The following is a 25,334-nucleotide window of genomic DNA, read 5'->3' as shown; positions in this document are numbered from 1 at the left end:
GATTATATTCCGGAACCAGAGCCATCAGTTGACTATTATTGTCCAGGAAATCTTTTTTATCGGTAAAAGGAACCTCGGATGATATGCCGCTCTTTCCAGGCAATGCAGGAAATTATAAATATTGTGATATGGGTCTGAGAGATCATGCGTGCCAGAGCCCAAGCTGAATGGCACAGGCTGCATGGCGTTCTCATGCACGAACCGGGGATAGAAGTGTTTTTTGCACTCATATCTCCTAAAAAACATCTCTACGAACGTTTTTTCAACCTGGATGCCGCCCACAGAGAACATCAGAGACTCTGTGAGGTATTGAAGGATGAGTTTGGTGTACGTGTCCACCGACTGACCGACGCGGCCCTTGAGGGGGTGCAGAACCCAAGGCACCGTGAGACACTTCTGAACCTTGCCGAAGAACCGGCCGGAGAGACGGACCTGGCCCTCGCCGGAAGGGACGACCGGCACCTTCTTGCCCGCGCCATTCTCGGCGCCTGCCAGAACGGAGGAGAGGTCACCCTGCGGGGTACGATGCACAATCTCTACTTTATGCGTGACCAGCAGGTCTGCACCGATCAGGGAATGGTGATGGGGCGGATGGCAACGACCGAACGGCAGCGTGAGGGGGCGCTCACCGGGATCGCTCTCTCCGCCATCGGCGCAGGGCCGGTGGGGCTGATCAGGCGCGGCCATCTCGAGGGAGGGGACTTCATCCCTGCCGGGAAGTTCGCCCTTCTCGGATATGGTTCCAGGACCGACCGCGAGGGCGCCGACGCCCTTCTGTGGGCGGGTTCAAGTTTCGACGAGGTGGCAGTGGTCCGGGAACCGGTCCATCCCCTCATCGAGGGTGCCGACCCGATGGTGAACATGCACCTGGATACCTACTGCAACCTGGCCGGAGACGGGGTTGCCGTTGGAAATCCCGCACTCCTCGAACGGGCCGAGGTGAAGGTGCTCGCCAACGAATCCGGGATCTACCGCCCGACCGGCTGGGAGGGGAGTCTTGCCGGGTTCCTGAAGGAGAAGGACTTCTCCATCGTTCCGGTCACCACCCTCGAACAACTCTGCTATGCCGCGAACTTCCTCTGTGTCCGTGAACGCGAGTGTGTCGCCGTCGACACCGGGCAGGTCGCTCGGGCGGTGATCAAGAGGCTGCGGATGCGGGCGGCGGCGAAACCCGGAGTCTATGACCGTCTGCTCGCACAGGCCGAGACCGACTACCGGCAGCTCAGGCTGGATGCCGAATTTTTCCCGTTCAAAAAGGAGGTCTATGCCGAGGGGGTGGAGATGACCCCCATCGACCTGCATCATGCCACCGGGGGGTACGGCGGGGCGCACTGCATGACCTGCCCGGTCAGGCGGGGGTGACCCGCGTCCCGGCCCGGCCGGCGAGTGCCTCTTCGGCGGCGTCGAGGTGGGCGATGACCGCGGTCCCCCCGCCCCCCTCGACAAACCTGACGGCGGCCTCGATCTTCGGGGCCATCGTCCCGGCCCCGAACTCACCGCGTGCGAGGAGCAGTCGCGCGTCTTGTGCGTCCATGCTCAGGATCATCTCCTCTTCTGCCCCGCCGAAGTCCAGGTACGCACCCCCGACATCGGTGAGCATGAGGAGGTGGTCTGCACCGACGGCGGAGGCAAGTCGTTCCGCGGCAAGGTCTTTGTCGACGACGGCCTCGACCCCCCGGAGTCCGTCCGCCTCCCTGACGACCGGAACCCCGCCGCCGCCCCCGGCGATGACGACGGCCCCGCTTTCGAAGAACGTCCTGATCGCCCCGGCCTCAAGGATCTCAGACGGCGCGGGGGAGGGGACGAGGCGCCGCCACCCCCTCCCTGCTTCCTCGCGCACGGTCCAACCTTCGGCCTCGCCGAGAGATTGCGCCTCCGCCCCGGTGTAATAGGGCCCGATCGCCTTGGAAGGAACGGCAAAGGCCGGGTCGGCACCGTCGACGAGGGTTCTGGTCAGCACGGCCGCGACCGGCGCCCCCACTCCGAGGCTCTCCAGGCGGTTCTGCATGCACTGCTGGATCATGTACCCGATCATCCCCTGACTCTCCGCACCGCAGATGTCGAGGGGCATCCGCGGCACCGCATCTTTTGCGCACTCATTCTGGAGAAGGATGTCCCCCACCTGCGGACCGTTGCCATGGGTGACGAGAACCTGGTGGCCGGCGGCGATCATCCTGGCCAGGGGGGCGATCGCTGCATCGATGTGGCCGAGTTGCTCCTCCGCCGTCCCCTTTTCACGATATCTGATGATGGCGTTCCCGCCGAGGGCCGCGACGATCTTCATCCCCCTCCCTCGGAGAGGGGAGGGAATAGACCTTCCGGTCGGCGGTGCCTGCCGGGTCCTGGGGGGGCAGATATGCCCATATTTGCCCCGGATTCGGGGATGGGCGATCGGATCCCTGCCCATATGGAGGAGACTGAGGAATGTCGGCAGAATAGAGCGCGTTCACAATATGCGGGAAAGAGCAGGCATTATATCCGACTTCTGCGGGCCGACATGAGTGTGAGAGATATGATGTGTCCGGGGCCTCTGATACAACGGGCTGAAGGGCAGGGAGAATGGACGGATCTCGGCGCGATTGAATGTGGATGTGGCGTTGTTGAAAACCTCCTAACAGGGCTTTTTGCAGGGGTTTGGCTGGCCCCCGACTCCGCACGTCAGGATAGCACCGAGAACAGCAACACGCTTTTCAGGGTCTTTCATTCAGCCTTCCCCGCCCTATCCCGAGGCGGGGGCAGCGCCCCCGGCGCGATTTGACAGAGGAAGGTGAGTGATCCGACGTGCCACTCACAGAGAAAATAGAGTATGTTCCCTCACGCTCTCCTGCCGGGGGGAGACCCCCCGGACCCCCCCCACGACGAAGATAGGGGCGGGGTGGCAATAATCTCTGGAACAACACCCTCAGAACGATCCGGCTTTCTGCCTTCCCACCCCTATCTTCGTCCCGGGGTCCGGGGGCAGCGCCCCCGGCGAGAGTGTTGGGGAAGGTACATCGATCAGACCGCCCGCCCCACAGAAAAACGAAGAATTTATGTCACGCTCTCGCACCGGGGGGCGGCATTTGAACAGTATCCTTCAGGTGCCCTGTTGCAAGGAGAGGAATCAAGTTTCCCTCCCCACTCAGGAGAACTGCAACGAGAAATTTTCATCACGTATGCTTGTTGAGCCAGGGGTTCATGCCCGATTCAACAGAGAAAAAAAAGAATTATTCCTGTTCTTCCTCGGCGGGGTCGTCACCCTCGCCGTCGTCGTTCTGCGAGAGCCGCCGCATCGACGGGAAGAGGATGACCTCCTTGATGGAGTCGTTGCCGGTGATGAGCATGATCGTCCGGTCGATCCCGATCCCGACACCGCCGGTCGGGGGCATGCCGTAGCCGAGGGCGTTGATGAAGTCGTAGTCGATCATCTGCGCCTCCAGGTCGCCGAGACGGCGCTTCAGGTCCTGTGCCTCGAAGCGCTCCTTCTGGTCGAGGGGATCGTTCAGTTCGGAGAACCCGTTTGCAAGTTCCATGCCGTTCACGAAGAGCTCGAAGCGCTCGGTAAAGCCGGGCTTGGAACGGTGGCGCTTGGCGAGCGGCGAGTTCTCGATCGGGAAGTCGTAGATGAAGGTCGGCTGGATGAGTTTGTCCTCGCAGAAGTGCTCGAAGAAGAGCGCAAGGTAGTCTCCGTGAGTCTCGGCAGCCTCGTATTTCTCCATCTTCTCCTTCTCGGCGATAGCCGCGAGTTCCTCCACCGGGGTGGCGAAGACGTCGATCCCGCCGTACTCCCTCACCGCGTCCTCCATCGTGAGCCGCCGCCAGGGCCGCTCAAAGGAGATCTCGTTCCCCTCGAAGGTGACCGTCGACGTGCCGAGGGTGCCGATGACGAGGTGGGTGATGATCTCCTCGGTGAGATTCATCATGTCATGGTAGTCGTGGTAGGCGGCGTAGATCTCGACCATCGAGAACTCGGGGTTGTGATGGGTGTCGATATCCTCGTTGCGGAAGTTCTTCGCGATCTCGTAGACCTTCTCGAACCCACCGACGACGAGCCGCTTGAGGTAGAGCTCGGGGGCGATCCGCAGGAAGAGTTTCTGCTCAAGGGCATTGTGGTAGGTCATGAAAGGCCGGGCATTGGCGCCGCCATAGACCGGCTGGACTGTGGGGGTCTCGAACTCCAGGAAGTCCCGGGAGTTGAGGAACGTGCGCAGCTCGGCGATAGCCCTGCTCCTGAGCCTGAAGGTCTCCCTGGTCTCGGCGTTCATGATCAAGTCGAGGTAGCGGTGGCGGTAGCGCATCTCGGTGTTCTTGAGCCCGTGGAACTTCTCGGGCATGGCGCAGACCGACTTGGTCAGGAGCTGGTATGTGCTGACCCAGATCGTGATCTCGCCCATCTTGGTCCTGAATACCCGACCGGTGACCCCGACAATATCCCCGGTATCGACAAACTTCTTGAATGCATCAAAAGGCTCGTCACCGATGTCGTCTTTCCGGACATAGAGCTGGAGCCTCGTGGACTCGTCGCCGACATCGACGAAGATGGTCTTGCCGTGACGGCGGACACTGTAGATCCGCCCGGCGGTCGTGACCTCCTCCTCGCTCGGGTCGTGGCCGATCTCGGCGTACCGCTCCCTGACCTCCGCCAGGGTCACCTCTCGCTCGAACCGGGCCGGGTACATGGGGAGACCGGCCTCCTGGAGCTCCTGATACTTGGTGAGTTTTGCCTCATCAAAACTGATCTGTGAATCGCTCATAGTAACCTATCCCGGGTACAGGCACCCGGGCGCGTGGGAGCGTCCGGGTGAAATCATGCTTATATTTTTTCTATCCTGTGTTCTTAAGGGTATCATCCCTGCCAGCATGCCGGGTCGGCACTGCGTCACCAACCACCGTGTACCCCCGGGGCAGGCTATATATCCTGTCGCCGTCCCCTCCCCTCCTGATGCGGATCGGCTACCCGTGCATGAACACCGGCATCGGCTGCACCTCGGCCCGGACATTCAGGCTGAAGTCCTGGAGCGAGGAGCGGTTTCTCTCGACGGTCGCAGAAAACCTCGCCTGTCTCTCCAGGATCCTCGCCTACAACGCGGCGCATCGTCTCCTCTTCTTCCGGGTCACCTCGGACCTCGTTCCCTTCGCCTCCCATCCGGTGAACACCCTCGACTGGCCTGAGATCTTCACGGAGGAGTTCGCCGGGATCGGGGCATTGGTGCGGGAGAACAGGATGCGGATCTCGATGCACCCGGACCAGTTCACCCTCATCAACTCTCCCGACGAGGGAGTCCGGGAGAGGAGCGTCGCCGAACTGACATACCATGCGGCGGTCCTCGATGCGATGGGGCTGGACACCACCGCAAAGGTCCAGGTCCATGTCGGCGGGGTCTATGGGGATCGGGAAGCGGCGATGGCGCGGTTTGTCGAGCGCTACCGCACCCTGCCCGATCGGATCAGGCGGCGACTCGTCGTCGAGAACGACGACCGCCTGTACACGGCGAGAGACTGCCTCTCCCTCCACCGCGCCTGCGGCGTGCCGGTCGTCTTCGACACCCTCCACCATGAGTGCAATCCCTCGGGGGAGGACGTGGCCGGGGCGCTGGCGGCATGCGCGCCGACCTGGAGCCATCATGCCGACGGACTTCCGATGGTTGACTACTCCTCCCAGGCGCCGGATGCGCGGCGCGGCCGACACACCCCCACCCTCGATCCCGCACACTTCGCCGCCTTCCTCGCGGCCTCCCGTCCCCACGACTTCGACCTGATGCTCGAGGTGAAGGACAAGGAGCAGAGCGCCCTCCGCGCCCGTGCCCTCGCGACCGACGACCCCAGGGTGAAGAGAAATCTCTGAAGCCGCCGCCCTACCTGATCTCCGAGCGACGCACGACCCTCTGATACACCTGCCTGGAATACCAGATCAGATAGATGCAGACGACGGCGAGGATCATGACCAGCAGGACGAACCCGTACACCTCAGGGGCCGCGGCGGTGAGCAGCGTGAGGATGCCCGCCACCTGGAAGGCGACCCCGGCCCGTTCATGCGTGATCTGCCAGACTCGCTCGTCCGCAAGCGTCCACGGCGTCCTGATCCCGACAAAAGAATTCTGTTCCAGTCCCTTCTTCATGAGGAAACCCATGGCGATCTCCATGATGCCGAAACTCACCGCGAGAAAGGCAGACATCGAGACCTCGATCCCCTGCGCCCACAGGATCGTGCTGACATAGACGGCGAAGAGGAAGAGAGTGGTGACCAGACCGAAGGCGTCGTACCGCTTCCCGGCCTCCGCCGTCGCCTCCACTCGCGCATCCAGGGCGGGTACCACGAAGAGGAAGAGCACGGCAACGCCTGCAAGGAGAATCGGCAACAGGAATACTCCCCAGAATGCAGGGAGATAATCGTCGACCTCGCCGGCGGCGTTCCAGTGCGAAGGGATCTCGTCGGGCATCGTCGGATAAACCGTGACCCCGATGAGAAATGCAAGGGCGACGATCCCGATCATCGCGAGGCGAGACCATCGTATCATCAGCAGGCCGTTTCTGCCGCCGCTGCCGGTATCATGATCAGATTTTCCTGGTTGTGCCGCCGACACCGTCTCCTGACATGGACACCAGCCCATCAGTTTTCCTATCATCTCAGTAATTCGATACATCAGACCAACTCCTTCACTTTTCTGAAGATCTCGTCCGCCATCTCGGTCGGGTTCCCGTTTTCAATGAGACTGATATCCATTTCCCGTGCAAAGTCACGGAGAAGGATCATGCATTCATCATGACGTGCACAGGCGGCGCAGTCACCCTCGTGCTCGTACCATACCTGCACCCCATGCGTCTCTGAGACAAAGATGACGGCATCGACTCCGAGGGGCACCGACCGACCGATCAGGACGCCGAGAGCGGGATCAAGACGCAGGACCTCGATCCCGTTTGCCTCCGCCATGCTGCAGAGGAGATCGCCGACCTTCCGATCCATCGTGAGGAGAGCCCGGGAGACCGCCTGTCTGGAGATCGTGAAATGATCTGCAATCGCAGTGTTCGAAAGGCCGCCCCGTCTCAGGTTCCAGAACACGAACTGTCGGTCATCCACCCTGAGGAACATGCGTCAACATATTGATGTTGACAATATATAGGTTTCGAATACAGGCATACCTGTCCAGGCGAGGGAACGGTTCATGATCATGGTCAGTGCCTTCCCGACCCTATCTTCATCCCGGGGGACGGGGGGCAGAGCCCCCGGCGAGGGGATGGGGAAGGCGTGATGATCAAACGTGCCGCCCCTCATCACCGAATCTTTTTCGGCATCTCGCGCCGGGGGTTGCACCCCCGGACCCCGCCGAAGTGAGGATAGATGGGGGCGGCGAGGTCCGTGATCTCCGCTCGCTGTTCCGTCAGAATGGAGTGAAGTTTTCGGCGTGGCCTTCCCGTCCCTATCGCCCGTGGGTCAGGGCGGCAATCACCCCCGGCGCGAGCGTAGGGGAAGGCACGTCGATCAGATCCGCCGCCCCGGAACAGTATGCCATGTCACACCATGGCAAGGTTATTGGGGCCCGACGACCAACATTTTCCATACCATCTCAGGGCGGAGCGGCCGCCTGGCAGAGGACAGGGTACACATGTTCTGGAACAAAGAAATGGAGACGATCTCTCAGACCGACCTCGAAGCGCTGCAGCTCTCCAGGCTGAAGTGGACGGTGAGCCACGTCCAGAATGTCGAGTTCTACCAGAAAAAGTTCAGAGATGCCGGGGTCACCCCGGCCGACATTCAGAGCCTCGACGACATCGAAAAGATCCCCTTCACCACCAAGAAGGAACTCAGGGACGGTTATCCCTTCGGCAACATCGCCGTGCCGATGAAGCAGGTGGTGCGGATCCACACCACCTCAGGGACCACCGGAAAACCGACGGTCGTCGGGTATACCAGACAGGACCTGGACAACTGGTCCGAACTCATCGCCCGCAACCTCACCATGATCGGCCTCACCGACGAGGACATCTTCCAGAACGCTGTGAACTACGGGCTCTTCACCGGCGGGCTCGGCTTTCACTACGGGGCGGAGAAGATCGGGGCCACGGTGATCCCGAGCGCCACCGGCAACACCAGACGGCAGATCGAGATGATCGACGACTTCGGCGTCACGGCGATCCACTGCACCCCGAGTTACGGGATGCACCTCGCCGAGGTGGCAGAAGAGATGGGGGCGTCCCTGGACTCCCTGCGGATCGGGGTCTTCGGCGCCGAACCCTGGTCGGAGAATATGAGAAAGGAACTCGAGACCCGGCTCGGGGTCGAGGCCTTCGACTCGTACGGCATGAGCGAGATGTACGGGCCCGGCGCCGCTTTCGAGTGCCCCGGGCATGACGGCCTCCACCTCTGGCACGACTTCTACTTTGCCGAGATCATCGACCCCGAGACCGGCGAACGCCTGCCCGACGGCGAGAAGGGCGAACTTGTCATCACCCCGCTCGTCAAGGAGGCGATGCCCCTGGTGCGATACCGGACCGGCGACATCACCAGGATCATCCCGGATGCCTGCCCGTGCGGCCGGGGGAAGCGTCTCGCACGGATCTCCGGGCGGGCCGACGATATGCTGGTCATCAGGGGGATCAACGTCTTCCCCTCCCAGATCGAGCACACCCTCTTCTCCATCCCGGAGGTCGGAGATCAGTTCATGGTATATGTGGACAGGATCAACCATCTTGACGAGATGACGATCGAGGTGGAGATGAACCGCGAGAGTTTCAGCGGCGAACTCGCCGACCTTGCCGGCCTCCAGCGGAAGGTTGCCGGGGCGATCAAGGAGAGCCTCAACCTCAGAACGACGGTGAGACTCGTCGAGCCGGGTTCCCTCCCGCGCTTCGAGGGGAAGGCCCGTCATGTCGTGGACAGGAGGGGAGAGATCTGGTAAGACGGATGTGGGACCCGAGAGCAGAGGAGATGCCGGTCGAGGAGTTGAAGCGGCTCCAGTACCGCCTTCTCAAGACGCTGGTCTACCGGCTGTACAGTTTCAGCGACTTCTACCATGCGCGGATGCGGGAGGCGAACGTCCATCCCGACGATATCAGGACGCTCGACGACGTCACCAGGCTCCCGTTCATGTATAAGCGCGACCTGCGCGACAACTACCCCGACCACCTCTTCACCGCCACACAGGACGAACTTGTACGGTACCATGTCTCCTCAGGGACGACCGGGAAGCCCACCGTCGTCGGCTACACGGCAAACGACCTGGAGAACTGGACGACGTCTCTCGCCCGATCGCTGACGGCGTGCGGCCTTGGGCGCGGCGACGTGATGCAGGTGAGTTACGGCTACGGGCTCTTCACCGGAGGGCTCGGGATGCATTATGGGGCCGAGCGGATCGGGGCGACGGTTCTCCCGTCGAGCACCGGCAACACCGAGCGGCAGATCGAGTTGATGCAGGATCTGCATGTGACGGCCATCGCCTGCACCCCGTCGTACCTCGTGCATATCGGCGAGACAGCCGAGAGGATGGGCGTTTCGATCAGGGACGACACCGACCTGCGCATCGGGGTGCTGGGCGCGGAGCCCTGGTCTGAGGCGATGCGGACAAACCTCCAGGACTCCCTCGGGATCAGGGTGTACGACATCTACGGCACCTCCGAACTCTCGGGGCCGATGTTCACCGAGTGCACCGAACAGAACGGGATCCATATATGGGGCGACCTCGCATACCCTGAGATCATTGATCCCGAGACCGGCGAGTCGCTCCCTGCCGGCGAGAAGGGCGAACTGGTGATGACGGTCCTGAAGAAGGAGGCCCTCCCGATGATCCGGTACCGTGTCGGGGACGTGACGGTCCTTGACGATGAGCCCTGTGCCTGCGGCCGGACTGCTCCGCGGATCATGCGCATCCAGGGGCGGGTCGACGATATGCTCATCGTGCGCGGGATCAATGTCTTCCCATCGCAGGTCGAGCACACCCTCATGGAGATCCCCGAGGTGGTCGGGAGCGCCTTCCAGATCGTGGTGGACCGGAAGGGCGCTCTCGACTCGATGCTCGTGCGGGTGGAGATGAGCCCGGAGGCCTTCTCAGACAAGATCACCGACCTGATGCAGATCCGGGGGAAGGTGGCCCACACCCTCAAGAGTTCCCTCAATGTCGCAGCGCAGGTCGAACTGATGGCGCCGGGCGCCCTCCCGCGCTTTGAAGGGAAGGCACAGAGAGTGATTGACCGGAGAGTGTACTGATTATGGCAGAGAAGAAGTATCTCATCAAGCAGGTCTCGATCTTTTCAGAGAACAAACCGGGCCGCCTGGCGGCCATCGCGAGCGCCCTCGAGGAGGCGGGCGTGAACATCCTGGCCTTCTCCATCGCGGAGGCGAACGGGTTCGGCGTCGTGCGGGCGCTCGTGAACAAACCCGACCTCGCCCACAAGACCCTCACCGACCTCGGGTTCATGGTCTCCTTCACCGACGTGATCGCCGTGGCGATGCGCGACGAACCGGGCGGCCTCTTCGAGATCGCCAGGATCCTGGGCGAGGCCGGGATCAATATCGAGTATTCGTATGCCTACTCTGGCAAGGACGGGGCGGTGCTCATCCTGCGGGTCGACCAGGTGGAGGAGGGGGTCGAGAAGATCCTCGCCGCCGGCGGGACGCTCCTGGATGTGTCGCTGTTTCAGTGAATCTGATCTCTTCTTTTTTTTTCTGGCGCTTTAGAATAAGTCATGAAGCGAAAGCGCACCTCAGGTATACCACATAAAAATTGTTCAGAGCGGGTCTCCGTGGTGTGAAAGGATTTTTGATCCCTCTTCTTCGACAGGGTGATGAGCGTGAATACCGCTCAATCGCCGCCCCCCAACATTGGCACGTCAGGATAGGGATTCGAAGGAGCCAGAATTTCTCTCTTCTCTCTTTTTCGCCAGCATCTCTGCAGGCCCACACTCGAATCGAAGACGACAGCAAAAAAAGATAGATAGATCAGTCCCTGCGGCCCGCCAGGACGAACGCCGCACTCGCACCCGCAAGGGCGGCGACGACGCCGAAGCCAGGACTCGGTGCCGGTCCGGTCGGGGTCGCGCTCGTCGATACGGCGGTCTGCACAGCCTCGGAGACGGTGGGGACGACGGTCGCCGGTGCCTGGGTGGGGATGACGGTCTCATTGGCAGCCAGAGATTCGCTGCCCGGCGCGACCTGGGTGGGGACAGAGACCGGCATCTTCACACCGCTGTTCCCCCCGTGGCCTCCGGACGAACCCCCACCAGAGTGACCTGGTTTCGGCGTCGGTGTCGGCGGCGGCGTGGGTGGAGTAACCGCAGGTGCTCCGCCGATGGTGCGGACCATGGTGAAGACGGAGAACCCGGACGTCTTCACCTCATAGTGGTGATAGCCCGCCTCCGTCTTCATCCAGGCGGTCGGCAGCGCCTCCCATGCGTCGGAGAGCGTGTTGTAGCGGTACGCCCTCACATTATGCTTCTCGCTTGCAGGAAGGTCGGCAACCGGGATACGGAAGGTCAACACCGCACTGTACTGGAGGTGCTTCTCGTCCTTGAGGTGCTCGGGCGTGATGTTGAGGGCGAGGTACGCGTCCTCGGGCAGGCCCATGCCTGCGCCGAAGGTCGGGATTTCTCCGCCTGCGGGGTTCACCGTCGTAGCATTGAACCAGGCATCTCCATCGACATCCTGCCGGTCGACCACGATCTTCAGGACGGCGCTGGCGGCATCCGACCGGACCTGCGGGTTGACCGGGCTCTTCGGTGCCGGAGGCACCGATACCGGCGCAAGGTAAACGGTAACCATTACATTCTCAGACACCATCTCCCCCGCCACTGCGGTGACATTGGTGGTCCCGCCACAGAGGGCCGTGAAGAGGCCGGTGGACGCGTCGATCGTTCCGACCGTCGGGTTGGAACTCGACCAGGCGAGTGGAATCTCCATCACACTGTTGTACTGATCATAGACCGTGGCGGTGAACTGCACGGTCTGTGTCGTGTTCAGGGGGGAGACGAGCGCAGGAGACGCAACCTCGATCCTCGCCGGTGCCGGAACGGCCCTGACCGTGATCATGACCGCACCGGACATGACCCCGCCCGCCCTCGCGGTGATCCCGGTGGTGCCGGCACAGACCACGGTGAAGAGACCAGTGGAGGCGTCGACCGTCCCGACCGTTGTGTTGGAACTCGACCATGCGACCGGGGTGTTCATGGGGTCGCCGTACTGGTCGTAGACCGTGGCAGCGAACTGCCGGGTATCCCCGGGGAAGAGTGTGGATACTGTTGTGGGCTTTATTTCAAGCGTGGTCACGACCGATGGGTCTCTCTCGGTGGTGAGCGAGCCGTTCACGACAGCATATTTCGCATAGACAGCATCGCCGGGCGTGCCGGCAGAACCGTTCTCCGCGATGCACTCGATCGTCAGGTTCACGGGCGCGGACGCGCCCGATTTCTTCGGGACACAGTCCACATAACAGAGCGTCAGGTCGCCGGTGACGCCGGTCAGGTGGTAGAAACTGATCTTCGCGACATTATCAACAGTATTCACCGTCAATACCGTCCCGTCGACAGGATTGGTCGTGTTCGCAACGATGGTGACATCTGATGCGTCAGCGGTGATCCTGATATCACATGCATCGAGTTTCTCTGCACCAGCGACAACGACCGGCACCACGACGGTCTCACCGGCAGGTACCGGCCCCGCCGGCGTCTTCACCGTAATTTCAGCGGCACTGACCGCACCGGCACTGCCCAGGAGAAGCAATGCCAGCGCGATCGACATCATAGAACGCAGGAATCTCATCGTTTGCCTCTGACTCAGAATTTCTGGTGGAAATGCTCATCCAGTATACCAACAGCATATCCCGTCACGTTCCTCGCATCTGCCCCGTCCAGGATCCCGTCGCCGTTTACGTCCCCGTAGAACGCGCCGGGCTCATCGACGGACGACAGGTGCGTTGCATTTTTTGCTATATCGCGTGCATCCGCGGAATTCGTGATCCCGTTGGCATTGACGTCTCCAAGGACTCTCCCGGTAAAGACCAGGTCGAGTTTTGCGGCATCGCCCAGGTCTCCGGAGATGGTGACATTGCCGTCTTCGGCGATGCTGACATTTGACGGGGAGACATCGGCCCATGAGCCGCCGACATACTTTCTCACCGCCAGGTCACCCAGGAAGATCGTCTTCCCGCCATTGGAGACAGACGGGGCCCGGATCATCGCACCGGGCACCATCTCATACCCGTACCTGGCAGGGGTCCGTGCGCTCCAGTTGCCGTCTTTCATCGTATCGGCCACCACCTTTCTGAAGGAGAGGACGCCATTCTGTTCATGGGTAAAGGCCAGGTTCTGATAGCCAACGCTATACTCGGAGTCATGCAGTCTCATCAGGACAGACCTTGGTTCAGATGACCGGGTGGTGTACGCGACCGAGACAAGGGGTTCGTCATCGGGTGCCATCACAGTCTCCAGGAAGATGAGCGCCACCGAGAGGTTGCCATCGTGCAGATGGTAGTTCAAAGCCCCACCGGAGATGTTCGTGACGCCGGTGATGTTGAGATAGTCGGGGTCGTACGAGAGCCTGAAGCCGACCCCTTCGGTTCCATCCAGACCTCCGGCGGCGACTGTAAACACTCCGGGACCGGTCTCGGCCGACGATCCCTGTACCGAGATCTCTGCCGCGCATGCCGCTCCGCAGACCATCGCCAGGACGCAGACCGAGAGCAGGCATATCTTTGTCATTGACATTCGCTGTTGCACCTCACCAAAAAGAGGGCTGGTTTTCGGATAGGAAAACCAGGTGTCATGCTGTTTTGTTGTCATGCTGCCCCACCGGATCAGTTCCTGCGGCCTGCAAGCAGGGTTGCCGCACCCGCCCCTGCGAGGGCGGTGATGATGCCGAAGCCCGGCGTCGAAGCAGGGCCGGTCGGGGCCGCAGTCGCCGTACCGGCGGTAATCGGTGCGGTGGTCTCCACGACCTCAGGCACCGTGGGGGTGGTCGGTATCGGAGTGGGCATGACGGTCGGGGCAGTGGTGTTCCCGGCAGCCGAATCGCTGCTTGCGGTGATCCCCTTCCCATACACGACGGCGACCGTGCCCGGCGCGGGGATGTGTGCCGAGTAGCAGGTCATACCCTTCTCCTCACCCGTACAGCAGGTAGACTGGACCTCCCACTTCTCTCCGGTGTAGAGCGCAAGGGCGATGTCGTCCTTGCTGTATCCCGCATTCTCGTACACGCCGTTCGGGACGCAGAAGGTGATATCCGCACCGCCGGTGACAGACGGGTCTCTCACGGTGACCGCCACCACCCTGTAGAACTCCTGTGCGGGCGTGATCGCGATATCACCATCGAGAACGACGAGCGCCCCTGCTGCACCGGAGCCCAGGGAGACCGTCCTGATCACACCATTGAAACGGGCAACGCCGTCGGCGTTACATACGGCGGTCTCCCGATCGCTCCACCCGTCACTCCCGGAAGATGAGGCGGGAACTCCCTTCGGGACGGCACGCACCACGGTGAACACCGAGAAACCTGGCGTTTTCACTTCGTAATGATGAACGCCTGCTTCAGTCTTCACCCAGGTGGTCGGCAATGCCTCCCATGCCGCCGATACGGTGTTGAAACGATACACTCTCACGTTGTACTTCTCGTTCTCCGGGACCGTGCTCGCCGGGATACAGACGGTGAACACCGCACTGTACTGGAGATGCTTCTCGTCCTTGAGGTTCTCAGGCGTGATGTTGAGGGTAAGGAACGCATCTGACGGACGGCCCATGGTTGCGGCAAATTTCGGGACTTCTCCGCTTACCGGCGTCACCACGGTCACCGTGAACCCGGCATCCCCATCGACATCCTGCCGGTCGACAGAGATCTCCGGGATGATAGTCGGGACATCAGGCGAACCTGAGTCGATCTTCGGCTTCACCGGGTTTAGGGGCTCAGGTGGTGTTGGGACCGAGGGGGTGGCGGTCACGACTGCTGTGCAGACGACAGAACCGGCGGGATACTTCTCCGCGTCAGCGCCACCCGGGGTCACAGTGAGTTTTATGCCGCTTATACCGGGCCTGGTGAAGGTGACGGTCGTCTCCATGGCATCGGGGGACGAGAACGTCGCGACGTCGTCCCCGACACACTCCCAGGCATAGGTTGCATTTTCCGGTTCGTCCAGGTCAGGGACATCCGCCCTCAGGGTGACGCCGGTGTCGACGGTGAAGATCGCACCGTCTTCAAGATTCTCGATCCCGATCTTCAGGGCGGAACGGGCCACAACCCCTTTCCATCGTGAAGTGCCGACTGTCTGGCCATCCCTGTCGGCGACTGTCAGGGCGACGACCGCAGGGCCCGGAGATGTGAAGGTGTGCTCGATCTCCATCGTCGCAGAAGTAAAGTTCTGCGTATCGGTGCCGGTGGCGTCGGTAAAGGTCCAGGTCCACGAACCGCACCGGTCGATAGCGGTGCCGGTATAGTGCGCGGCGAAGACCGCCGGCATGTCGAGGACCACGTCCCCGTCTGCCACATGGAGGGCAGGGTCAAGCGTCAGGTCTGTGGTCCTGACCAGCGGGTAATAATCACAGACCCCGGGCGCGGGTTCGTAGCAGTTCGCCGGGTTCTCCCCAAGATACCCATTGACTGCATGGTTTATCTCGGAGTATCCGTCCGTGCCGTCAGGAGAGCCCCACCAGTTGCCGGCGCGATAGGCGCCGCCGACAATATTCTCCCCCCTCGTCGGGGTGATGTTCCAGGCATACGTATCTACAGCGCTGCCGCGGACGTGGGTCCGGGTAGCGAAGACATTGTTGTAGACTGAACCGCTGCTGCCATCGACCTCGACAGCACACCCTCCGGCGCCGGATACCCTGTTGTCGGTGATGGTCGCGGGAGTGGCGGCGCCGGCCGGAACAGCGATGCCGACCATGCACTCCTGCACCGTGTTCCCGGTGATCTCGCCGTCACCGGAGATGCCGGTGTCGCAGTCGGTAACAACGTTGCCACGGGTCAGTTCAAGGGTCTTGACCGTGGAGTCGATGCCGACCTCGCAGTCGGTCACGGTATTGTCGAGCACACGGACCGTGGCGCCGTCGATGTCGGGGTTGTTTCTCCCGGGCGTGATGAAGATACCGGAGTGCCGCATGGTGGTCACGGTATTGCCGGTGACGGTGGTGTTGCCGTCCTTCCCGGTGACTGAGATGCCGTCTCCCCTGCCGTCCTGCACCCTGTTGCCGGCGATCTCGGCGCCCCCTGCACCGTCGGAGAGGGTATTGGAGTAGTAGATGCCGTTTTTGGTGGCGCCGGAGACGATGTTGTTTGTCACTCTGGCATAATCATAGACGACAATGGAGTGATACCCGATACCGCCATAGGCACAGTTTGTCAGGATGTTCCCATCCACAACGCCCTTCTTGACATAGACACCGTATGATTTCGTATTCTTCAGCGTGTTGTCGATGACAGAAACATCTGCCCCATCTGTTCCCTCCACCCTGATGCCGATGTACCCGCCGTCGATGTAGCAGTTTTTGACGGTTACGTTCCTGTACTGTTTCCCCTGCTTTGTCGAGACGACCGTGCTTCTGGTGTCGGCGGTGAGCAGGACATCGCGTCCGTCCATGACGACGTCGTCGCTCTCGATGCTGACGATGTGGGGCTGGGTTTTGAAGTAATAGTAGCCGGGGACCGTGATGGTGTACTTGCCGCTGGCATACGCATATCCTGAACCTCCCGCCTCGGTGAGTTCCACACCGCTGACCGGGGGCAGTTCGACGCTGCACAGTGGGGTCTTATCATAGACGCCGGTCTTCACCTCGAAGGGTGTCTCTGAATACCCCGTCTCCGAGGTGGTGGTGTCTGACCACCCATTGCCTGCCGCGTTTGTCCAGTAGTTCCCTGCGATATACTTTCCAAGGACAATGTTTCGTCCCGCCATATCGGTCGGGGTGATGTTCCAGGCATAATCGGCCGGCGCCGTACCGGCGACATAGGTCTCTGCCCTGAAGAGGTTGTTGTAGACCGAACCGGTTCCCCCGTTGACCTCTAGTGCCGTCGCATCGGACTTGACCACGTTGCCGGAGAGCGTCGCCCTGCCTCCCCATTCCGAAGGAACCGAAATGCCGGTGGTCGTGGAGGTCACGGTGTTTGACTTGATGAAGACGTCCTCCGCTTCACGGGTGACCTCGATGCCGATCGGTGCGGCGACCGTATTGCGGGAGACGATGCCGCTCCCATGGATACCGACCGCTTTCACAGTTACCGAGTTGTCGGTGACGGTCGCATCGCCGGTGTAGATACCGTACAGGGCACTGCCGGTGACCGTGTTGCCGGTGATGACGATCTCTCTCCCGGTAACATTGATGCCGATATCCCCATTTTTGACCTGACAGTTTTTAACGACAATATTCGAACGGTCTTCGGCGAAGATGCCGGTCTTGCCCGGCGTCTTCGTGCCAACAGAGATAGAGAAGTACCCGCCGTCGAGCGCGACATCGTCAGACGCGATGATCACCGGTTTTACGTGGGCAAACCCGGTAAACCAGTACTCACCGGGTGCGGTGATCGTATAGGTCGTGGTGGTCCGGTCATAGGTGTATCCGACCCCTCCCGTGATCTTCAACTCGCCGCCGCCCGACTCAGAGAGACCGCAGAGGGGCATGGCATCATACACTCCTGAACCGGCGACGACCTCGAATGCCTCCTTCCCGAAGCCCTTGACCGAGGAGTGGGTATCAGAGTACCCGCTCGCGCCGTCAGTCGAACCCCACCAGTTGCCGGCGGTCCATTCCCCGCCGATAATGTTTCTCGCAAAGACCGGGGTCTCCGCATTCCATGCATATTTCTCGATTGCCGCCATCGTGACGTCGGGGTGGACATAGGACGAGGTGTTGAAGGCGTTGTTGTAGATCCTGGACGCACCGGTCAGGCCGCCGGTGAGGGAAAGTGCCGGGCCGTCGGCATTGATGCGGTTCTCCGTCATGGTGAGGGCGGAAACCGAGTTCAGTTTCAGGCACGCGGTGGCACTCGTGCCGGTGATCGTGTTGTTCCTGATAACGCTCTTCGAACCGGTCCTCGACCCGGCGTTCATGGCAACGATGCCATAGCCCTCGGCCCGGGAGACGCCACACCCGGTGACCTCGTTGTCGGCGAGCGTCAGGTCGGAAAATCCGCCGCTCAGGAAAATACCGAACCCGCCTTTGACACAGTCGATGCCCGAATCAGAGACGCGGTTGTCCGTGACCTCGGCACCGGCGACAGACTGAATGCCGTAGCCCATAGGACTCTCCCGGCCGCAACCGCTGACGACATTGTCCCTGATCGAACCGTCTTCAGCCCTGATGCCGAAACCGAACGAGAGATCGCTCTCTCCGTTGCTGAAACCGCTGTTGGTGACGATGTTCTTCTCGATCGTCGTGCCCGACATTCCGAAGATGCCGTTCCCGATATTTTCACCGCCAGCGCCGACGGTCTTCCCGCAGTCGGTGACCGTATTGCCTGAGATGATACCGCCCTGGGCAAAGATGCCGGTACCTGAGACCTCCTCGGCACCTGAGGTGGTGACCTTCCCGCAGTCGGTGACGGTGTTATCGGAGACGAGAAGACCGGTCTTCGCATAGATGCCGTACGATCCCGTACGCCCGTCGCGGCTCTCTGTGATCTTACCACATCCAGTCACGGTGTTGTTCGAAACAGTACCGTCATAGCCCATGACCAGTATCCCATAACTTCCAGGCCCGGGAGTCGTGCTGGTCTCAGGAGTACCGCAGTCTGTCACGGTGTTTGAAGTGACGACGATCTTCTGAGAGGCTGCGTAGATGCCCTGGCAGTTCGTACTCCTCAGTGAGGTGATGGGTTCGTCACCGCAGCCGTAAATGATGTTGTTGCGGATCGTGGTGGTCCTGAATGCCCTGGAGTGAATACCAGGGCCGCTAAACCCGGTGATGTTGCCGAAGTTTTCAATCGTCGCAGAGGCTGTGCCGTCCGTGACCTGCACACCGTACTTCTGATCCGCGGCATTGTCCGGATCGGGCCTGAGTATATGGCCGTTGCCGTTCAGCACGACACTCCCATCAACTGTGATCAGGACCGTTCCTGAGACGTCCTCCTGCAGGGTGTATGTGCCGGGGACGGTAATTTTGCAGATGCCGTTCACGAATACACTCTGGGTGATCTCGGACGGAGTTACGGCGAGAACCGATATGTCGCCCTTCGACAACAATCCCAGGTCATGGACGCTTTCCGGGGAGGCATCAGTCTGTTCATCGGAGATTCCGGTTCCAAGTTCACTTCCCGCAGCGGGACATCTCTCTTCGATATCGGTCCCCTCTGTTCCTTCTGCCGCTGCACCAGGCATACAGCACAGCACCGTCGCTGCTACCATGAGCAGCACAATCCATCGTATATTTCTCATCAAACCACGATCCAGTGTAAAGAACGCACATTTGCTACACAAATGAACAGTGTTGCAATGCGATGATATGTTTCAAAATAAAGGTAACACCTGATCAGATATATATGATATAGTTTCAAATTCATTTTCAGGGGCATAAGACAGTCCCTTTAACTCATAAGAGAATCTTAAACAGAAAAAATACAAATATAACCATAAAAAAGACCTTGTTAAAAAAGTTGGCTCTTTAGAATTGCTCATGAGGCGAGGGGCACGCCTCAGGCATACGGGATGAAAATTTCTCGTCGCTCGATCTCCGGGTGTTGAAAGGGTTTGATCCCTCTTTTCAGGACATGAGGATCAGTGGAGGCCCTGTTCAATCGCCGCCCCTCGGCTATCTTCGTCGTGGGGGTCCGGGAGATCGCCCGCCGGTGCGAGACGGCGGTGAAGATGCTGTGGTCGGGGGCGGCACGCCTGATCATCACCCCTTCCCACATCTTCACGCCGGGGGCGCTGCCCCCGGCGCGATTCATGCGGGAAGGCACGTCGATCAGAAGATCTCTAGAACAATTTTCAACCCGTATGCTTGAGCCCAGGGTTCATGCCCGATTCAACAGAGCCAAAAAGTCTTCTCAATCTCATTTTTTGAAGGTATGACCCATCAAGTTTTCCGGGTATTCTCTTTTTACGACAAATAGCCGCAGAGCACCGAGTGATACGTGATTATCATTAAGTAGTAGTCAGTGTGAAAAAAAAGAATAGTTATATGCAAAGGCTGCTCACCTAATTAACCGGTATTATGAGTTATAATGTCACAAATATGATATTTAAACCCTCAAAGAGAAATTTAAGGGCATTTCGTGCCATTATGGAGATCCTCCTCCTGCTGTCCACGGTCGCTCTGGTGCAGGGCTCGGGCTTCAGTGATGAGGTCGTGCCTGACGTATCCCTGTACGAACCGAACACGGTCATCGTACGGTTTGCCGCCCCGACAGGAGACGGCCCCGCGCTCTGCTCGGCATCGGTGAACGCACACTCCGCACTCGGGGCGGATGTCGCCGACGACCTGAGCGACCTTGTACCTGGCATGCAGGTTGTTGAACTTCCAGAGGGAGTCTCCGTTGAAGAGGCGGTCGACTACTACAGCAGACTTTCCAGTGTCGAATATGCCGAGCCGAACTATTATGTGCATGCCTTGAAAGAGCCCGACGACCCCTACTTCGAGAAGTTATGGGGCATGAAGAACACCGGCCAGATCCTGCAGGACGGCCAGAGCTTCGAGGGCATGTTGATCTACTACAATGGTCAGGCCGGAACGCCGGGTGCCGACATGAGTATCCCCGGGGCATGGAACATCACCACCGGTTCGTCCAACGTGACCATCGCGGTCGTTGACACCGGGGTCATGTATACCCACACCGACCTTGCGGCCAACATCTGGACGAACACGAGGGAGATCCCTGATAACGGCATCGACGACGACGGCAACGGGTATGTCGACGATGTCCACGGCTGGGATTTTGTTAGCGAAGACAATAATCCGATGGACTTCAACGGGCACGGGACTCACTGCGCAGGTACCATCGCCGGCGTCGGGAACGATAGTGTCGGTGTTGCCGGCGTGATGTGGACGGCGAAGATCATGCCTGTCCGTGTCCTTGACACACAGGGGTATGGCACGGTCTATCACTCCATTGCTGCCATCAAGTACGCGACTGCGATGGGAGCCGATGTCATTAGTTGCTCATTTGGCGGTGGCGAAGGAAGCGAGGCATACCGGGATGCGATCAGGGCCTCATCGGCGCTGGTGGTCTGCGCCGCGGGCAATGACGGCACGAATAACGACGCCTTCCCCATGTATCCGGCAAATTATAATAGCCCGAATGTGCTGTCTGTCGCTGCACTGGACAATCAGGATAAATTCGCCATCTTCTCAAATTTCGGCAAGATCAGCGTCCATGTCACGGCACCTGGTGTCGGCATCCTTTCCACGATCCCTATCTGGTCCGCGGCATATCAGGACGAGATCACCGAGTCGTCGGTGAACGACTGGAAGACACTCTCGTATCTGGAGAGCGCGAACTGGAGCGGGGACTACATGAGCGGGACAGAGAGGTACGCACTGGGTGTCTCCGGTGTGAATGTGTCGTTGACCTACTCTGACACCCCGTTCATCGACCTGGAAGACACCATACTGGAGTTTGTCACCGCATACACCCTCAAGGAGGGGACCGACAGACTTCAGATCCTTGTTTCCACCACTGATTTCAGAAACTATCCATCCTATAACGATATGATCAACAACGATAGTTGTTACATTGCCGACGTCGTCACCGGGAGTTCGCACCGGGAGATCGTTTCCAGGATCGTCGATCTGGACAGATATGGCACCATGCTCGGTGAAGATCCCCTCTATATCGGATATCTGTATTATTCCAAGAGTCCGGACAGCTTTGCCTGGCTTGACAGTTTCACGATCACGCGGTATACCGAACCTGAAGAGGGGTATGCGTATTACAGCGGCACGTCCATGGCGACGCCCATGGTCTCAGGTGTTGCAGGGCTGATAAAATCGGTGAACCGAAGTCTGACTGCGGAAGAGACAAAGCAGATCCTGATCGACTCGGTGGACAAAATCCCTTCTCTTGAAGAGAAAGTGTCCTCCGGCGGGAGAGTCAACGCGTCCAGGGCGGTACTGATGGCACGGTCGACCTTGCAGGCGAGAACGACTCTGGACCTCAATGAAAATGGTATTGATGCCGACATCGGTGATGTTGCGTATGTGTATCACTGTGCCCGGAACACGCTCTCTGAACCAGACCTCCGTGCCGATTATGTCGAACCCCGGGGTATCGTTGACCTTGCCGATGCAAGGTATATCTCCGATTGCTATGTGGGCACGACAGTGCCGGCCGGAAACCTGTAAGTCAACCACCCTGGCCTAAAAAAGGCCGGTGCCTGGGACTCCCTCTGCAGCAGGTAGTTCCCGTCTGGGCGGTTCACCTCCGGGTATACCGGTAGTAATGATTCAAGAACAAAAGGTCGCTTCTTTGTGCAGGGGGCTGACCAACCCCCAGGTCCTCTGCGTGAAGAACGTGTCGGGGACGAAACCACCCTTTTCATGATCTCCCCGTTGCCTTCCCGTCTCTTTCTTCATCCCGGGGGCAGCGCCCCCGGCGCGAGTGGTGGGAAGGCGGGAGATCAGAGGGGCCGCCCAAAAAAAGAATGAGAAATGCAAACCTGCTTTCTCGCGCCCGGAGGAAACCCCCCGGACCCCCCCCCGGATGAGCATAGGTGGAGGGCTATTGAGCGGCGTTCCCACCCGCTGCTATGTTGTGAAGAGAGGAATTGTCATGAGGAGAGAGAGCAAGGATCCCTCAACACCCAGAAGATCTCCTCAGAACAATATTCATGCGGTGCGCCCGGGGTATGCTCTCGGCTCATGCCTGATTCTACAAAGCCGGAGAGGGGAACTTTTCAGGCACCCTACCGCTTCTCCCACTTATACAGTTCCTGCACCTGCGCCAGGGTGCTCCCGCGCTCGATCTCCTCTCGCACGCGGTCCTCCATCTTCTTCACCTCAAGGGCGCGGCGGGCGACCTCGTAGGCCCGTTCCTTCGGGATGACGACGGCGCCGCTCTCGTCGGCGATGATCCAGTCGCCGGGCCGGACCTGCTGGCCGCAGCAGGTGATCTCGGCATTGATCTCGCCGAAGCCCTTCGCCTCGCCGGCATTCGGAACGCAGGCGCGGGCAAAGAGGGGGTACTTCATCGCCCTGATGTCGTCGACGTCCCGCACGGCGCCGTCGATGACGACCCCGCTGATGCCCTGGTTCTTCGCCGAATGGGTGGCGAGTTCGCCCCAGGGGGCGATCTCTGTCCTGCCGTCGTTGTTGATCACGAGGATATCGCCGGGGCGGCAGAGGTCGATCGCCTCTACGGGCTTCGCCCAGTCCCCACCGAAGGTCTGAACCGTCACCGCAGGACCGACGGCCTTCACCCCCATGGTGAGCGGGAAGAGACCGTTCATCGCTCCTTTCCGGTGCATCGCATCGGTGACGTTGGGCGCCGAGACCGCCGTCAGGAGCGCCCTGATCTCCTCGTCCAGACTTTTCTTCTCTGGCGGCACCAGGGACGGGTCGTCGAGGGCCGCCCTGATCTTCTGTGCCGAGCCTTCGACGTCCCGCGCCTTGACGATCCATCCGCCGACGATGACGATATCGGCTCCGGCCGCCACGGCCTGGGCGGCGGTCGAGGCATCGAGGCCACCGGCGACCGCGAGCGGGATGGAGACCTCGCCGGCGATGGAGCGGAGGAGGTCGACCGAACTCTTCCCGATCATCTGCTGGTCGATCCCGACATGGGCATTGACGATGTCCACACCCAGACCCTCAAGTTCCTGTGCCCGTCTCACCGGATCGGCCACATTGATCAGGTCGGCCATGATCCGCACCCCATAGAGACGGGCCGCCCGCACCGATTCGGCGATGACGGTGTCGTCAGCGTCGGCCAGGACGCAGACGATGCTTGCCCCGGCCCTGGCCGCCATCTCCACTTCCATCGTCCCGGTGTCGGCGATCTTCATGTCGGCCACGATCTCATGGTCAGGGAAGGCCTCACGGAGTTCACGCACCGCCGCCATCCCCTCGCTCTTGATGAGTGGCGTCCCCACCTCGATCCAGTCGGCACCGCCGGCAACCGCCTCGCGGGCGATCTGGGCCGCACGGTGGAGTTCGAGGATATCGAGGGCCACCTGGAGCTTTGGGCGTGTCATGGGAGGAGATTAGGCCGGAGACCTGTTAAGAGTTGCTCAGAGAGGGGGCGTCAGACATAAGAGATATCCGGGCGAACGATTCAAGACAAGGAGATATCATGATCAAACTCGTCCTCTTACGCCATGGCGAGAGCCTCTGGAACAAGGAAAATAAGTTCACCGGGTGGACTGATGTCGACCTCTCCGAGAAAGGAGTTGCCGAAGCCCATGAGGCAGGGAAGGCCCTCAAAGATGCCGGGTTCACCTTCGACCTCGCCCACACCTCGGTCCTGAAGCGGGCCATCCGCACGCTCTGGATCACGCTCGATGAGATGGACCTGATGTGGATCCCGGTCCGCCGTTCCTGGCGGCTGAACGAGCGGCACTACGGAGCGCTCCAGGGACTGGACAAGGCCGAGACCGCGGAAAAATACGGCGACGAGCAGGTCTTTGTCTGGCGCCGGAGTTACACCACCCCGCCGCCGCCCCTGGAGGCCGACGACCCGCGCTTCCCCGGCCACGACCGCCGGTATGCAGGCGTGCCCGACAACGAACTCCCGGCGACCGAGTGCCTGGCCGATACGGTGAAGCGTTTCCTGCCGCTCTGGGAAGAGGAGATCGTCCCTGAACTGAAGGCAGGGAGGCGGGTGCTCATCGCCGCCCACGGCAACAGCCTCCGCGCCCTGGTCAAGCACCTGGACGGGATTTCGGACGACGAGATCCCCCAGGTCAACATCCCGACCGGCATCCCGCTCATCTACGAACTCGACGACGATCTCAAGCCCATCCGCCACTACTACCTTGCCGACGAGGCGAGGGTGAAGGCGGCGATCGAGGGCGTGAAGAAGCAGGGCGCGGCGAAGAAATAATTTTTTTTGCTGTGTCGAATCAGGCATGAGCCGGGAGCACGCCTCAGGCATATCGCATGAAAACTCTTTTCATGGTAACCCCTCGATCCCTCTCCTCCTGATCGGGAGGGTGACGGGAACCGAACACCTCGCCGCCCTCCCCCTATCTTCACCGTGGGGGAATCCGGGGAGTCTCCCCCCGGCGCGAGAGAGCAACTCAGGATTGCGAGAGAGACGGGAAGGCAGAGGGGGTGAATCGTTCAGAGGGTGATCTCGTCCTCTGCCGATCCGTCATATGGGGACGGGGGCATGGTCAGCCCCCGATGTTCACTCCAGAAGAGGAATTTTACAAAGCCCAACAAAACCCTTTCCTCATAACGGGTGGTTCCATTGCATCCGGGTCAGATCATAATTTTTCATGAACGACCGGATC

Annotated in this window: 16 protein-coding genes; 7 read left to right on the top strand and 9 right to left on the bottom strand. The window is 60.4% G+C overall.

Annotated elements, in window-relative coordinates; all coding sequences use genetic code 11:
* Nucleotides 1-144 precede the first annotated feature (144 nt).
* Complete coding sequence (locus RJ40_RS11265; protein ID WP_322743881.1) at nt 145-1,362, top strand: arginine deiminase family protein; 1,218 nt, start codon at nt 145-147, stop codon at nt 1,360-1,362.
* Here the strand turns inward: RJ40_RS11265 and arcC are convergent.
* Together arcC and lysS are read right to left on the bottom strand one after the other, a co-directional pair.
* Nucleotides 1,349-2,284: a carbamate kinase gene (gene arcC, locus RJ40_RS11260; protein WP_265580948.1), complete on the bottom strand. Its 936-nt coding sequence runs from the start codon at nt 2,282-2,284 to the stop codon at nt 1,349-1,351. The genes RJ40_RS11265 and arcC overlap by 14 nt on opposite strands.
* 922 nt (nt 2,285-3,206) lie before the next feature.
* Nucleotides 3,207-4,733 carry a lysine--tRNA ligase gene (gene lysS / locus RJ40_RS11255; protein WP_265580947.1) on the bottom strand — a complete coding sequence of 509 codons (1,527 nt, stop codon included), beginning with the start codon at nt 4,731-4,733 and terminating at the stop codon, nt 3,207-3,209.
* A 188-nt stretch (nt 4,734-4,921) separates the two neighbouring features.
* Between lysS and uvsE the strand changes: the two genes are divergently transcribed.
* Complete coding sequence (gene uvsE / locus RJ40_RS11250) at nt 4,922-5,824, top strand: UV DNA damage repair endonuclease UvsE (protein WP_265580946.1); 903 nt, start codon at nt 4,922-4,924, stop codon at nt 5,822-5,824.
* Between the two features lie 10 nt (nt 5,825-5,834).
* Here the strand turns inward: uvsE and RJ40_RS11245 are convergent, their stop codons facing one another.
* Entirely contained in the window at nt 5,835-6,623 is a 789-nt protein-coding gene (locus tag RJ40_RS11245; RefSeq protein ID WP_265580945.1) for an SdpI family protein, read from the bottom strand.
* The gene (locus RJ40_RS11240) at nt 6,623-7,069 is read right to left on the bottom strand and encodes a hypothetical protein (RefSeq protein ID WP_265580944.1); all 447 of its coding nucleotides are present in this window, start codon (nt 7,067-7,069) and stop codon (nt 6,623-6,625) included. Before RJ40_RS11240 ends, RJ40_RS11245 begins: the two co-directional genes overlap by 1 nt.
* 514 nt (nt 7,070-7,583) lie before the next feature.
* Between RJ40_RS11240 and RJ40_RS11235 the strand changes: the two genes are divergently transcribed.
* From RJ40_RS11235 to RJ40_RS11225, 3 genes are read left to right on the top strand one after another with little or no spacing between them, the layout of a single operon-like run.
* On the top strand, nt 7,584-8,876 hold the full coding sequence (locus RJ40_RS11235) for a phenylacetate--CoA ligase family protein (protein ID WP_265580943.1): 1,293 nt from the start codon (nt 7,584-7,586) through the stop codon (nt 8,874-8,876).
* A gap of 5 nt (nt 8,877-8,881) precedes the next feature.
* Nucleotides 8,882-10,180 (top strand): phenylacetate--CoA ligase family protein, encoded by a 1,299-nt coding sequence (locus RJ40_RS11230; protein WP_265580942.1) that lies wholly within the window; start codon nt 8,882-8,884, stop codon nt 10,178-10,180.
* Nucleotides 10,181-10,182: 2 nt separating this feature from the next.
* Nucleotides 10,183-10,617 (top strand): ACT domain-containing protein, encoded by a 435-nt coding sequence (locus tag RJ40_RS11225; protein WP_265580941.1) that lies wholly within the window; start codon nt 10,183-10,185, stop codon nt 10,615-10,617.
* A 295-nt stretch (nt 10,618-10,912) separates the two neighbouring features.
* Here the strand turns inward: RJ40_RS11225 and RJ40_RS11220 are convergent, their stop codons facing one another.
* From RJ40_RS11220 to RJ40_RS11205, 4 genes are all read right to left on the bottom strand, one after another.
* Nucleotides 10,913-12,709 (bottom strand): Ig-like domain-containing protein, encoded by a 1,797-nt coding sequence (locus RJ40_RS11220; RefSeq protein WP_265580940.1) that lies wholly within the window; start codon nt 12,707-12,709, stop codon nt 10,913-10,915.
* A gap of 32 nt (nt 12,710-12,741) precedes the next feature.
* Nucleotides 12,742-13,665 carry a hypothetical protein gene (locus RJ40_RS11215; RefSeq protein WP_265580939.1) on the bottom strand — a complete coding sequence of 308 codons (924 nt, stop codon included), beginning with the start codon at nt 13,663-13,665 and terminating at the stop codon, nt 12,742-12,744.
* Nucleotides 13,666-13,760: 95 nt separating this feature from the next.
* Nucleotides 13,761-19,292, bottom strand: a complete 5,532-nt coding sequence (locus RJ40_RS11210; RefSeq protein WP_265582573.1) for a NosD domain-containing protein — start codon at nt 19,290-19,292, stop codon at nt 13,761-13,763.
* Nucleotides 19,293-19,579: 287 nt separating this feature from the next.
* Nucleotides 19,580-19,834 carry a hypothetical protein gene (locus RJ40_RS11205; protein ID WP_265580938.1) on the bottom strand — a complete coding sequence of 85 codons (255 nt, stop codon included), beginning with the start codon at nt 19,832-19,834 and terminating at the stop codon, nt 19,580-19,582.
* A 335-nt stretch (nt 19,835-20,169) separates the two neighbouring features.
* Here RJ40_RS11205 and RJ40_RS11200 point away from each other — a divergent pair, with 335 nt between their 5' ends.
* Nucleotides 20,170-22,227, top strand: coding sequence for a S8 family peptidase (locus tag RJ40_RS11200; RefSeq protein WP_265580937.1), 2,058 nt, complete (start codon nt 20,170-20,172; stop codon nt 22,225-22,227).
* Between the two features lie 560 nt (nt 22,228-22,787).
* Here the strand turns inward: RJ40_RS11200 and hxlA are convergent.
* On the bottom strand, nt 22,788-24,074 hold the full coding sequence (gene hxlA, locus RJ40_RS11195) for a 3-hexulose-6-phosphate synthase (protein ID WP_265580936.1): 1,287 nt from the start codon (nt 24,072-24,074) through the stop codon (nt 22,788-22,790).
* Nucleotides 24,075-24,172: 98 nt separating this feature from the next.
* Here hxlA and gpmA point away from each other — a divergent pair, with 98 nt between their 5' ends.
* Nucleotides 24,173-24,922 (top strand): 2,3-diphosphoglycerate-dependent phosphoglycerate mutase, encoded by a 750-nt coding sequence (gpmA, locus tag RJ40_RS11190; protein WP_265580935.1) that lies wholly within the window; start codon nt 24,173-24,175, stop codon nt 24,920-24,922.
* Nucleotides 24,923-25,334: the final 412 nt, after the last annotated feature.

This window comes from Methanofollis aquaemaris, from assembly GCF_017357525.1.
GTDB classification, from domain to species: Archaea; Halobacteriota; Methanomicrobia; order Methanomicrobiales; family Methanofollaceae; genus Methanofollis; species Methanofollis aquaemaris.
Note: the sequence above shows the minus strand (reverse complement) of the source record. Positions and strands in the feature narration are given on the sequence as shown.